This window comes from Streptomyces broussonetiae (genome assembly GCF_009796285.1).
Lineage (GTDB): Bacteria > Actinomycetota > Actinomycetes > Streptomycetales > Streptomycetaceae > Streptomyces > Streptomyces broussonetiae.
In genome coordinates, this window is sequence record NZ_CP047020.1 from 6,265,092 (window position 1) to 6,277,164 (window position 12,073).

Below are 12,073 nucleotides of genomic sequence, written 5' to 3' on the forward strand. Positions count from 1 at the left end.
CTACGCCTCCACAGCCGTGAAGGTCAGGTCGAGCAAGGTCATCGTCGCGTAAGTCACACCGGAAATCTTGTTTCAGGGCTTGATATGGCGGGAAACAAGCGTGGTTCCACATGTGAGAAGGTGCACAGACCCGGCCCGGCGCCCCTTCGTTCGAAGGGTGGCGCGGGCCTGCTCCTGATCACACGTGTCCAGCTGCGCGGAGGGGCAGCGACTGTCGTGGATCTTGTGCTTCCGGTTCGGACTTTACGTCAACTTGATGCGGAAGTCAGTCCCGGAAGGGTGACGATGATCCGGCAGCCGCGCTCGGATTCGGCCACGCCGATCCGGCCACGGTGCAGATCCACCGCCCAGCGGGCGATCGCGAGCCCGAGGCCCGTACCGCCGTCGCTGCCCGGGCCGTGCGGCCGGGTCACGGCGCCGCGGTTGAAGCGCTCGAAAACCCGGTGCCACTCCGAGCGCGGGATACCGGGACCCTCGTCCAGGATCTCCAGCTCCAGCGACTCCGGCTGCGGCCCGCGCCGCGCCTTCACCGTGACCCGGCCGTGCGGCGGGCTGTGCTTGACCGCGTTGTCGATCAGGTTGGCGACGACCTGGTGGATGCGCTCGGGGTCCGCGTGCGCGGTCAGCTCCGGCGGGGAGACGTCCAGGTGGAGATGGACGTCGGTGCGCGTGTGGCTGCCGGAGCCGGAGGCGATGCCGGCCCGCGCCGAGGCCACCATGTTGGCCTCCTTGAGCACGCCCGACAGGTACGGCCACACCTCGAAGCGGCGCATCTTCAGCGGGACGACGCCGTTGTCCAGCCGGGACAGGTCCAGCAGGGTCTCCACGAGCCGGCCGAGCCGCTCGGTCTGCTTCAGGGCCGTCCGCATGGTCTCGGGGTCGGCCTCGGTGACACCGTCGACGATGTTCTCCAGCACCGCACGCAGTCCGGCGATGGGCGTGCGCAGCTCGTGCGAGACATTCGCCACCAGCTCTTTGCGCTGGCGGTCCTGGGCCTCCAGCTCGTCCGCCATGACGTTGATCGTCTCGGCCAGGTCGCCCAGCTCGTCCCGGCGGCCCTCGCCCACCCGGCGGGTGTAGTCGCCCTGGGAGATCGACCGCGCCACCGCGTTCATCTCGTCCAGCGGCATGGTCAGCGAATGCGCCACGAACTGCGTGATCAGCAGGGTGGCGATCATCGAGAAGACCGTGATGAAGCGCAGCTCGGTCTTGGTGTGCACCGCGACGATCGACAGTCCGGTGGTGATCAGCACCGCGATGACGACGAGCGCGCCGAGCTTGGTCTTGATCGAGAACGGGCGTACGCCGCCCCAGGGGTCCTCCCCGGGGCTCCTCCGTGCGGCCGGGCGCCCGCCGTCGCTCATGGCGTCGGTGTCTCCAGGGCGTAGCCCACGCCGTGCACCGTACGGATCCGCTCGGCGCCGATCTTCCGGCGCAGCGCCTTGATGTGGCTGTCGACGGTACGGGTCCCGGAGGCGTCCGCCCAGTCCCACACCTCGGCCAGCAGCTGCTCACGGGAGAGCACCGCGCGCGGGGTGTTGGCCAGGCACACCAGCAGGTCGAACTCGGTCGGTGTCAGGTGGACGTCCTCGGACTTCACCCGCACCCGGCGCTGCGCGTGGTCGATCTCCAGCTCACCGAGGCGCAGGATGCCGGAGCGGGGCGTGGTGGCGGCCAGGGCCGCCCGCTCCACGCGGCGCAGCAGCACGTGCACGCGCGCCGCCAGCTCCCGCATCGAGAACGGCTTGGTCATGTAGTCGTCCGCGCCGACCCCGAGCCCGACCAGCATGTCCGTCTCGTCGTCGCGCGCGGTCAGCATCAGCACCGGTACCGGCCGCTGTGCCTGCACCCGACGGCAGACCTCCAGGCCGTCGAAGCCCGGCAGCATGATGTCGAGGATCAGCAGGTCGGGCTGCCAGGCCTCCGCCGTGTCGACGGCCGCCGGACCGTCCGACGCCGTCTGCACGAGAAACCCCTCGGCGCGCAGCCGGGCCGCGATGGCGTCGACGATCGTGGGGTCGTCCTCGACGACCAGCACCCGTCGCTGGGCGCCGGGAGTGCTCGTCGCCGCGCCGCTCTGGGAGGTGTGTGTCTGCTCCATCGCCCGCCCCTGCTTGTTGCTTTCCGGAATCAGTGGGGTGATCCCATGTCTGCGATTGACGCTTGAATGATCCGCGTCAGGGCAGCACATTACGGGGATCCACCGCGCTGTCGCTATCCAGGGCGGACCCCGAGGTGCACGGCGTCCGGAACGCCCCGGGCAACCGGCACCTCTTCGGTACGCACCTGCCGGAACCCGGCATTCCGCAAGGTTCCTTCAAAATCCGGAGAGGGTTCGGCCGACCACACCGCGAGCACCCCGCCGGGCTTCAACACCCTTGCGCAGGCGGCCAGTCCGGCCGGAGAGTACAGTCCGGCGTTGCCCTCCGTGACGGTCCAGCCGGGCCCGTTGTCGATGTCCAGGCACAATGCGTCGAACGTGTCCGAAGTCTCATGGACGTAGGCCGCGAGATCATCGTGCACGACCTGCGTGCGCGGGTCGCCGAGCGCCCCGGCGGACAGCTCCGCCAGCAGGCCGTCCCGGTGCCAGTCGATGACCGCCGGCTCCCGCTCCACGACGGTGATCCGCCCCCAGCGGGGATCCGCGGCGGCGTGTGCGAGCGAGAATCCCACCCCCAGGCCGCCGATCAGCACCGATGGCTCCGGCCGGCCGTCCAGCGTGTCGTACGCCGCGTCGACCAGCAGTCGTTCCGAGCGGCCGTCGGAAGTGTCCATCAGGAAACACCCGTTGGCGATGATCTGGAGCAGTTCACCGTGCCTGCGCAGCACCACCTCGCCGTACGGGCCGTCGCGCCGGTCGAGGACCACGGGGGCGTCATGTGCGGCAGTCATGCTTCCATCCTGCTTGAACACGCCTTGTCGTTCGCGGGAATTACGGATGGCGAGGGGGGAGCGTGGCGCGATGTACCCATTCGTGCGACGCGGGTTCCGAGGGAGTACGGCGGGGGTGCGGCGGGGTGCGGACGCCGGCGCAGCGTGAGAGGTTGCTGTGAATCGGCTCTCGCGTGGCGTCGGTCATAGACACACAGGCCTTCGAGCCCCAATGGTGGGGCGCGACGGAAGGAGCGCCTCATCGTGGAACGGACCGCGACGGGCCCTGCGACGGCCGCGTCCCCGCCCCCGGCGGGCACGCCCCTGTCCGACGGCACCACCGCCGTGTTCCCCGCCCTGCTGGACGGCATGCCGCGCCAGCGCGGCACCACGCCTCTCGCTCCCGTCCCCGTCGTGGTGCGCCCGCTCCCGTTCGGGGCGCGGCTGTGGCGGCTGCTGCCCACCCCGGCCGGCACGCCCTTCACCTTCGCCTACGCGGCCGTGCTGGCCGCCACCTCCGCGATCGCGGCCGTGGCCGCCCCCGGGCTGCTGCGCACGCTCTACGAGAACTCCAGCACGGACGTGGCCCACCTGGTGTGCATGCCCGTGCAGGTGCTGCTGGCGAGCGCCCTGTGGATCGCGGGCGGGGTGTTCTCTCCGTACACGGCCGCCTTCGTGCTGGTGCTCACCGCGCTGGAGCGGCGCATAGGCGGGGCGCGGGCGGCCTGCGTGTTCCTGGCCGGGCATGTCCTGGCCACGCTCGCGACCGAGATCCCGGTGGGCTTCGCCGTCCTGTTCGGCCATCTCCCCACCAGCTCGCTGCACCGCCTCGACTACGGCATCAGCTTCGGCGTTGCCGCCAGTATCGGCGCCCTGGCGGGCCTGCTCGCCCCCTGGCTGCGCTGGCCCCTGCTGACCGTGGTGGCCGGCCTGCTGCTCAACGATCTGGCCGAGTTCGTGGACCCGATGACGGACTGGGGCCACTTGATCGCGCTCACCATAGGGGTGGCGAGCTGGCCCCTCGTGCGTCGCTGGGCGCGCGCTGCCTGACCCTCCCGCCTGCACCCATCTCTGCGTCATCCCCTGATCGCTCACAGCGAACAAGTGCGGGGAACACCGGCCCCTGCCCAGAGGTTGAGTCGGCATAGCTCAAGTTGACTGCCGAAGGGGAGATCATGGCTGCTGAGTCCACGGCGTTCACGCTCGTCCTGCCCGTGCTGCCGCTCGACGACGAGGTCGTGCTGCCCGGCATGGTGGTTCCGCTGGACCTGAGCGACGCCGAGGTGCGGGCCGCGGTGGAGGCCGCACAGGCCGCCGCCCGGTCGGCGTCCGGAAAGCCCAGGGTGCTGCTGGTGCCACGCATCGACGGCACGTACGCCAAGACCGGTGTGCTCGGCACGGTCGAGCAGGTCGGCCGGCTGGCCGACGGCGACCCGGGGGCTCTGATCCGCGGCCGCAGCCGGGTGCGGATCGGCGCCGGTACCACCGGCCCCGGCGCCGCCCTGTGGGTCGAGGGCGCCCGGATCGAGGAGAGCGTGCCCGAGCCGCTGCCCGGCCAGGTCGCGGACCTCGTCAAGGAGTACAAGGCGCTCGCCACCACCTGGCTGAAGAAGCGCGGCGCCTGGCAGGTCGTGGACCGGGTCCAGGCCATCGAGGACGTCTCCGCGCTCGCCGACAACTCCGGTTACTCGCCGTTCCTCACCACCGAACAGAAGGTCGAACTGCTGGAGACCGCCGACCCGGTGGCCCGGCTCAAGCTCGCCGCGCAGCAGCTCCGCGACCACCTCGCCGAGCAGGACGTGGCCGAGACCATCGCCAAGGACGTCCAGGAGGGCGTCGACAAGCAGCAGCGGGAGTTCCTGCTGCGCCGTCAGCTGGAGGCCGTCCGCAAGGAACTGCGCGAGCTGAACGGCGACAGCTCCAGGGACTCGGCCGAGGAGTCCGACGACTACCGCGCCCGTGTCGAGGCCGCCGACCTGCCCGAGAAGGTCCGCGAGGCCGCGCTCAAGGAGGTCGACAAGCTGGAGCGGTCCAGCGACCAGTCCCCCGAGGGCTCCTGGATCCGCACCTGGCTGGACACGGTCCTCGAGATGCCGTGGAACGAGCGCACCGAGGACGCGTACGACATCCAGGGCGCCAAGACGGTCCTGGACGCCGAGCACGCGGGCCTTCAGGACGTCAAGGAGCGCATCACCGAGTACCTGGCGGTGCGCAAGCGGCGCGGTGAGCGGGGCCTGGGCGTCATCGGCGGGCGGCGCGGCGGTGCCGTCCTCGCCCTCGTCGGACCGCCCGGCGTCGGCAAGACCTCGCTCGGCGAGTCCGTGGCGCACGCGATGGGCCGCAAGTTCGTCCGCGTGGCCCTCGGCGGCGTCCGCGACGAGGCCGAGATCCGCGGCCACCGCCGTACGTACGTCGGTGCGCTGCCCGGCCGGATCGTGCGCGCCGTCAAGGAGGCCGGGTCCATGAACCCGGTGGTCCTGCTGGACGAGATCGACAAGGTGGGCTCGGACTTCCGGGGCGACCCGGCGGCGGCTCTGCTGGAGGTCCTCGACCCGGCGCAGAACCACACCTTCCGGGACCACTACCTGGAGGTCGAGCTGGACCTGTCCGACATCGTCTTCCTCGCGACCGCCAACGTCCTGGAGGCGATCCCGGAGGCCCTCGCCGACCGTATGGAGATCGTGCGGCTGGACGGATACACCGAGGACGAGAAGGTCGTCATCGCCCGCGACCACCTGCTCCCGCGCCAGTTGGAGCGGGCCGGTCTGAACACGGACGAGGTCACGATCGACGAGGGCGCGCTGCGCAAGCTGGCCGGCGAGTACACGCGCGAGGCGGGCGTGCGCACCCTGGAGCGGTCCATCGCGCGGCTGCTGCGCAAGGTCGCGGCCCAGCACGAACTCGGCGAGCGGAAGCTGCCGTTCACGGTCCGGGACGAGGACCTGCGCGCTCTGCTCGGGCGCCCGCACCACGTACCCGAGTCCGCCCAGGACCCGGCCGAGCGCCGTACGGCCGTGCCGGGCGTGGCGACCGGTCTCGCGGTCACCGGCGCCGGCGGAGACGTCCTCTTCGTCGAGGCGTCCCTGGCCGACCCGGAGACGGGCGCGGCGGGCCTGACCCTGACCGGTCAGCTCGGTGACGTGATGAAGGAGTCGGCGCAGATCGCGCTGAGCTTCCTGCGCAGCCACGGTGCCGAACTGGAGCTGCCGGTGGCCGACCTGAAGGACCGGGGCGCGCACATCCACTTCCCGGCGGGCGCGGTCCCCAAGGACGGGCCGAGCGCGGGCATCACCATGACCACCGCTCTCGCCTCCCTGCTGTCCGGGCGGCTGGTGCGCACGGACGTGGCGATGACCGGTGAGGTCTCGCTGACCGGCCGGGTGCTGCCCATCGGCGGCGTGAAGCAGAAGCTGCTCGCCGCCCACCGCGCCGGGGTGACCACCGTGATCATCCCCAAGCGCAACGAACCCGACCTGGACGACGTCCCGGCCGAGGTGCTGGACAAGCTCGACGTCCACACCGTGACCGACGTCCGACAGGTCCTGGAGCTGGCGCTCGCGCCCGCCACGAACGGTGCGGCGCCGGAGGTTCCGGTCGCGGCGTGACGACGGTGCCCTTCAGCGGGCTTCGCCCGCGGGGTCCGGACGGACGAGGGCCCGGCTCCCGTGAGGGAGGCCCGGGCCTTCGCCATGCCCCCGCAAAGGCGCCGCGAGTGCCCCTCGAGCACTCCCTGGAACTGCTGCGGGCGCGCCGGTACGAGCCGCCGCGCGCCGTCGGTGCGCAGCAGCCGCGTCTCCCGTCGGCCGGCCGGGCCCCCGCCGCCGTGCACCGACCCTGGTGGACGCCCGGCCGGGTGTGGATCCGGCCGCGTCGGCGCCAACGGCGGCGACGGTGGCCGCGGCCGACTCAGCCGGTGGCCGCGGGCACCGACTGCTCGGCCCACACCGTCTTGCCGACCCGGTCGTGGCGGGTGCCCCAGCGTTCGGCGAGCTGGGCGACCAGCAGCAGGCCCCGGCCGCCCTCGTCGAAGATGCGGGCGCGGCGCATGTGCGGGGTGGTGCCGCTCGCGTCGTACACCTCGCAGATGAGGGTCGAGTCGTGGTGGATCAGCCGGAGCCGGATGGGCGGACGGCCGTAGCGGATGGCGTTGGTGACCAGCTCGCTGACCATCAGCTCCGTGGTGAACGCGGCGTCCGGCAGACCCCATGCGGACAGTTGCTCCTCGGTGAGGCGGCGGGCGTGGGCGACCGTCGCGGGGTCGTCCGCCAGCTCCCAGGTGGCGACCTGGTCCTCGTGCAGGGCGCGGGTGCGGGCGACGAGCAGGGCGATGTCGTCGTCGGGCCGGTGGCTCACCAGTGCGGCGAGCACGTGGTCGCAGACCGCCTCCAGCGACCGCGCGGGCCGGCCGAGCGCGGCGAACATCTTGTCCAGCGCCTCGTCGATGTCGTGCTCGCGGGCCTCGAACAGCCCGTCGGTGTACAGGGCGAGCAGGGTGCCCTCGGGCAGGTCGGTCTCGACGGCCTCGAAGGGCAGCCCGCCCAGCCCGAGCGGCGGCCCGGCGGGCACGTCGAGGAAGCGGACCTCGCTGTCCGGGGTGACCAGGGCGGGCGGCGGATGCCCGGCCCGGGCCAGGGTGCACCGGCGCGACACCGGGTCGTAGACCGCGTACAGGCAGGTGGTGCCGATGCCGCCCGCGGTGTCGCCGGCCGGGTCCGCGCTGCTCTCGTCGGCGGCGAGCCGCAGGACCAGGTCGTCGAGGTGGGTCAGCAGTTCGTCGGCCGGCAGGTCGACGTCGGCCAGGGTGCGCACCGCGGTGCGCAGCCGGCCCATGGTGGCCGAGGCACGGATGCCGTGCCCGACGACGTCACCCACGACGAGCGCCACCCGGGCCCCGGACAGCGGGATCACATCGAACCAGTCGCCGCCCACGCCGGCCCGGGTGGCGGTCGGCAGATAGCGGGAGGCGACCTCCAGGGCCGCCTGGTCGGGCAGGGTGTGCGGCAGCAGGCTGCGCTGCAGGGCCACCGTGGTGGTGCGGGCGCCGGAACGGTCGCGGGCCTGCCGGATGCCGGCCGCGGCCCTGGCCGTGAACTCCTCGGCCTGCCGCAGGTCCTCGGGACCGAACGCCTGCCGCTCGCGCAGCCGGCCGAACAGGGCCACGCCGAGCAGGCTGCCCTCGGCGAGCAGCGGCACCGCCAGAAGCGAGCGCGTCGCGGACGCCCGCAGCCAGGCCGCGCCCGGGTCCAGCGCGGCCCACTCGGTGACGATCGGGTCCACCGTGTCGTACAGCAGCGGCCGGCCGGCCGCCAGGCACTGGGCGGGCGGGGAGTCCGGCGGGCACACGACCGTCTCGCCCACGCCGGCGCCGGGCCCGGGCCGTGCCTCGTCCGGTACGGCCCGCAGAGCGGCGCGGCGCAGCACGACAGGGCCCGGCAGCGGGGCGGAGTCCTCGGCCTCCGTGGGCGGGGCGTCGAGGAGGTCGACCACTATGACGTCGGCGAGCCGGGGGACCGTGACCTCGCCGAGTTCCTGCGCGGCCCGTGCCTGGTCCGCCGCCGTGCCGGCCCGTGCGCCGCTCTCGCCCGGTGCGCCTGCCCACTCCGGTGCGCCTGCCGACTCCGGTGCGCCCGGGGAGTCCGGGGCGACCGGGGGCCGGGTGGACAGGCAGACGGCCCGCACCGTGCCGCCCGCGTCCTTCAGCGGGGTGAGCACGATGCCGCGGTCCAGCTCAGGGCCGAGCCGGACCCGGGTCTCCTGTGCCTCGCCGGAGTCCAGCGCGCGTCGCATGGACCGGTCGGCCTCCTCGCTCGCGGCGCCGGGCACGATGTGCGGCAGCCCGAGCCCGCGCATCGTGGACTCGGGCAGGGCGAGGGCGCGTTCCATCCGGTGGTTGGCGCGCACCAAACGCAGCTCGGCGTCGAAGATGGCGAGCGGGAACGGGGACTGCAGAAACGTCCACTCCTCCAGCGGCTCGCCTCGCGGCGGTCGCGCGCGGGCCGGTACGGCACTCACCACGAGCCAGTCGGAGACCCCGGTGGCCGAGGTCCGGCGGTGCGCGAGCACTCCCAGTTCCAGCAGTCGGCCGTCGCGGTGGCGCAGGGGGACGATGCCGCTCCAGCGCTGCCGTCCGGCCAGCATCCGGCGGGCCGGTCCGCCGTCGGCGGCGAGCAGGGCGGTGGCGGGGCGGCCGACGACAGCGGGGGAGTCGTAGCCGAGCAGCCGCCGTGCGCCTTCGCTCCAGCCCGTGAGGACGCCCTGCTCATCGATGGTGGCCGTGGCCGTGTACGTCGACTGCCGCTCCTGTCGCTCCATCGCCGCTCATCTCGCCCTTGCTCGGCAGGCTCTCCCTGACCAGCATCGTCCGGGGCGGCTTGGAGCACCAACGCAGTGACCCCTGCCGCCCGGCAGAGGTCACCGCGGTCCTGACCCGGGCGTCAGCCGTTGGCCAGCGCCTGCACCCGGTCCAGCGCGCCATTGAACTTGTCGTGGTCGCCGACGGTCGGGCCGGAGGAGGTGTACTGCCACATCGTGTAGTACGACCAGCCGGCCGGCAGCGTCCCCGGGTCCGAGGCGTAGCGGGCGATCCACAGCGGGTTGTTCGCCGCGAAGCCGCCGTAGTTGCCGGTGCAGTCGCTCCACCAGCTGGTCGCCGTGTAGATCACGGCGTCCCGGCCGGTGCGCGCCTTGTACGTGTTCAGGAAGTCGGCGATCCAGCTGACCATCGCGCCGGCCGACTTGCCGTAGCACTCGGCGCCGTACGGGTTCCACTCGATGTCGAGGGCGCCGGGCAGGGTCTTGCCGTCCTTGGACCAGCCGCCGCCGTGGTCGACGAAGTAGTTGGCCTGGGTGGCGCCGCTGGTGGTGTCCGGGGTGGCGAAGTGGTAGGCGCCGCGGATCATGCCCACGTTGTACGAGCCGTTGTACTGCTGGGCGAAGTACGGGTTCGTGTAGTACGTGCCTTCCGTGGCCTTGGTGTACGCCCACTTGACCCCGCTGCTCCACAGGGTCGACCAGGCGACGTTGCCCTGGTAGCCGGCGACGTCCACGCCCTCGGTCTGGGTGGCGTCACCCGTGGTGGGCGTGCCGCTTTGGCCGTCGTGGGCGAGGACGCCCATGCCCATGTGGGCGGAGCCGCGGCCGGGCGTGGTCGTGGCCTGGGCGGAGGCTAGGGGAAGGCTGAGGCAGAGCGCCGCGAACAGGGCCGTGACGAGGACGGCGGCCGGGCGTGGACGCGGGGAACGAGGGGTGTGGGGGGTGCGGTCGGAGCCGGGTCTGTGCACGGGCATGACGTGCCTCCGGAAAGTGAGGTGGGGGCGAGAATGTGGGGGGTCCGTCCCACTGGCGTGGGCATGCCATTCATTGCCTGATAAAGAAGCTACGCACGTAGATGACGGCGTGGGAAGGGGGTCCGGACGCCGCCGTTGGTCTACGCCTGCGAAATACTTACGGAGCTGCGGCAATGACGACTTTTGGCAGAAACTTTCAGGATCGCGAAACCGGGTAGGGGTGCTGACGTGCACGAGGACGGAAACGATGGCGCACATCGAGCAGCCGGGCAGATGACGCCCAGTGGTGCAGACCAGGAATTCCTGGCGCTGGAGCGGGAGTTGACCGTGCTGCTGCGGCGCGCCCGGGCCAACCAGGGCGAGATGGCCCGCGAGGTCCATCCCGACCTGGAGTCCTCCGCGTACGGGCTGCTCATCCGGCTCGACGAGTGCGGCGGTCAGCGGGCCACGGAACTCGCCGCCTACATCGGCGTCGGCAAGGCCACCATGTCCCGCCAGCTGCGCGCCCTGGAGGAGCTGGGACTGATCGCCCGGGAGCCCGACCCCGCCGACGGCCGCGCCTGGCTCGTCACGCTCACCGGCGAGGGGCGCGGCCGGGTCGGCAAGGTCCGCGAGGCGCGCCGCGCGCGCTATGTCAGCCAGCTCGCCCACTGGGACCGCAGCGAGGTCGCGGAACTGGCCCGGCTGCTGCACCAGTTGAACGGCGTCATGGAGAAGTAGGCCCGACGGTGGCGCACGGGGAACCGGTCACAGCTCCACGTAGACCACCGTCGCGTCGTCGTGCGTCTTGCTGCGCCCCAGGAACGCCCGCTCCTCCCGGTCCGCCGTCTCCCGTTCCCGCACCCGGTCCACGAGTGCCCGGGCGCCCTCCTTCTCGACCACGTCGAACAGGGCGGCCCAGTCGCCCTCGTGGAACTTCTCCGTCCAGCGGGTCGCCCCGTCCGTGAGCGCGGCCAGGGCCCGGACCGCCTCGCGCGGCGCGGTGCCGGCGACCGCGCGGGCGGCCACCGAGGGGTCGGCGGCGGCCGTGAAGAAGCCGCCCTCCTTGTTGCGGAGATTCGCGTCCACCAGGGCCTCGGTGGCGAGCGCGGAGCGCGGCAGCCGGGCCAGCCGGTCGTCCAGGACCGGGGTGAGCGTGCCGTCGGGAGCCTTCAGGAACAGTGCGGCGTCGGCCAGCACCAGATACTCGACCGTGTCGGCCGACCAGCGGGCCAGGGCCACGGTTGCCTGAGGGGTTCGCGGGTGAGAAAGCTCACAGGTTTGGACGTGGGCCTCCGCGGTCCGGGCGATCGCCCGCGCGAGAATCTCCGGGAGCGTCAGATCTCGCCTCGAAACGGTCAGTTCGGTCAGTGCGCCGCCGAGCCGTGTGGTGAACCAGGGAACGGAATGCAGACACCCCGTCTCACCCCTCGGCGGCGTCACCCCGTCCAGGGCGACCACGCAACCGCCCTGTCCGGAGGCGGGTAGTCCGACACCGGCGAAGTCTTCGTTGGGGCGGTTGGCCTCGCCGGGCTCCGAAACGAGATCAGTTCGCATCGGGCCAGTCTGCACGAGGCCTTCACGGGATCCGCCAAAGGCTGGTGAGCGCCCTCGAATTGATGCGATCCAGCAGGTCGGACGTCCGCTTTGCGGCGGAATGGCCCATTCCGGGAAGGCGCGAGCGGCGAATACTGCCAAAGCCTGCCGCGTGCGTCCAACCGGCGTGCCCCACGGGGGCTGCGTACGGGCCGCAGGAACTTGCCCGCCAACTCCCCTCCGATGTTCACTCCTTCGGGTGGCGGGTCAGGTGATGCGCGACCACCGCCCACCGGCACTGGGAGGGTCGGGAACCGTACGAACCGGGTGTACGCACCACTTGGCACCGAAATGACGGGGCGCCACCCGGGCCCCTGGGTAGACGAGTTCAGGAATGCGAG

General features: G+C 72.2%; 9 protein-coding genes. 3 read left to right on the plus strand and 6 right to left on the minus strand.

Annotation, left to right across the window (positions count from 1 at the left end):
- Window positions 1-248: 248 nt before the first annotated feature.
- The 3 genes from GQF42_RS28975 to GQF42_RS28985 form a co-directional block, all read right to left on the minus strand.
- Entirely contained in the window at window positions 249-1,364 is a 1,116-nt protein-coding gene (locus tag GQF42_RS28975; RefSeq protein WP_158924674.1) for a HAMP domain-containing sensor histidine kinase, read from the minus strand.
- Window positions 1,361-2,101, minus strand: a complete 741-nt coding sequence (locus GQF42_RS28980) for a response regulator transcription factor (RefSeq protein WP_158924675.1) — start codon at window positions 2,099-2,101, stop codon at window positions 1,361-1,363. Before GQF42_RS28980 ends, GQF42_RS28975 begins: the two co-directional genes overlap by 4 nt.
- A 113-nt stretch (window positions 2,102-2,214) precedes the next feature.
- On the minus strand, window positions 2,215-2,892 hold the full coding sequence (locus GQF42_RS28985; RefSeq protein ID WP_158924676.1) for a spermine/spermidine synthase domain-containing protein: 678 nt from the start codon (window positions 2,890-2,892) through the stop codon (window positions 2,215-2,217).
- Between the two features lie 243 nt (window positions 2,893-3,135).
- Between GQF42_RS28985 and GQF42_RS28990 the strand changes: the two genes are divergently transcribed.
- Both GQF42_RS28990 and lon read left to right on the plus strand, forming a co-directional pair.
- A complete protein-coding gene (locus GQF42_RS28990; protein ID WP_158924678.1) occupies window positions 3,136-3,921 on the plus strand; it encodes a rhomboid-like protein in 786 nt (261 codons plus the stop codon).
- A 125-nt stretch (window positions 3,922-4,046) separates the two neighbouring features.
- Window positions 4,047-6,476 carry an endopeptidase La gene (lon, locus tag GQF42_RS28995; RefSeq protein ID WP_158924680.1) on the plus strand — a complete coding sequence of 810 codons (2,430 nt, stop codon included), beginning with the start codon at window positions 4,047-4,049 and terminating at the stop codon, window positions 6,474-6,476.
- Between the two features lie 301 nt (window positions 6,477-6,777).
- Here lon and GQF42_RS29000 read toward each other — a convergent pair whose 3' ends face one another.
- A complete protein-coding gene (locus GQF42_RS29000; protein WP_158924682.1) occupies window positions 6,778-9,183 on the minus strand; it encodes a SpoIIE family protein phosphatase in 2,406 nt (801 codons plus the stop codon).
- A 122-nt stretch (window positions 9,184-9,305) separates the two neighbouring features.
- Window positions 9,306-10,157, minus strand: coding sequence for a lysozyme (locus GQF42_RS29005; protein ID WP_158924684.1), 852 nt, complete (start codon window positions 10,155-10,157; stop codon window positions 9,306-9,308).
- 228 nt (window positions 10,158-10,385) lie between these two features.
- Between GQF42_RS29005 and GQF42_RS29010 the strand changes: the two genes are divergently transcribed.
- Entirely contained in the window at window positions 10,386-10,877 is a 492-nt protein-coding gene (locus GQF42_RS29010; RefSeq protein WP_375992680.1) for a MarR family winged helix-turn-helix transcriptional regulator, read from the plus strand.
- 27 nt (window positions 10,878-10,904) lie between these two features.
- Here GQF42_RS29010 and GQF42_RS29015 read toward each other — a convergent pair whose 3' ends face one another.
- Window positions 10,905-11,693: a protein phosphatase 2C domain-containing protein gene (locus GQF42_RS29015; RefSeq protein WP_158924688.1), complete on the minus strand. Its 789-nt coding sequence runs from the start codon at window positions 11,691-11,693 to the stop codon at window positions 10,905-10,907.
- Between the last annotated feature and the right edge of the window lie 380 nt (window positions 11,694-12,073).

What these genes read in the sequence shown, in the direction of transcription:
- GQF42_RS28975 (WP_158924674.1), bottom strand. Translation starts at nt 1,364, where the DNA reads ATGAGCGACGGCGGGCGCCCGGCCGCACGGAGGAGCCCCGGGGAGGAC.
- GQF42_RS28980 (WP_158924675.1), bottom strand. Translation starts at nt 2,101, where the DNA reads ATGGAGCAGACACACACCTCCCAGAGCGGCGCGGCGACGAGCACTCCC.
- GQF42_RS28985 (WP_158924676.1), bottom strand. Translation starts at nt 2,892, where the DNA reads ATGACTGCCGCACATGACGCCCCCGTGGTCCTCGACCGGCGCGACGGC.
- lon (WP_158924680.1), top strand. Translation starts at nt 4,047, where the DNA reads ATGGCTGCTGAGTCCACGGCGTTCACGCTCGTCCTGCCCGTGCTGCCG.
- GQF42_RS29000 (WP_158924682.1), bottom strand. Translation starts at nt 9,183, where the DNA reads ATGGAGCGACAGGAGCGGCAGTCGACGTACACGGCCACGGCCACCATC.
- GQF42_RS29005 (WP_158924684.1), bottom strand. Translation starts at nt 10,157, where the DNA reads ATGCCCGTGCACAGACCCGGCTCCGACCGCACCCCCCACACCCCTCGT.
- GQF42_RS29015 (WP_158924688.1), bottom strand. Translation starts at nt 11,693, where the DNA reads ATGCGAACTGATCTCGTTTCGGAGCCCGGCGAGGCCAACCGCCCCAAC.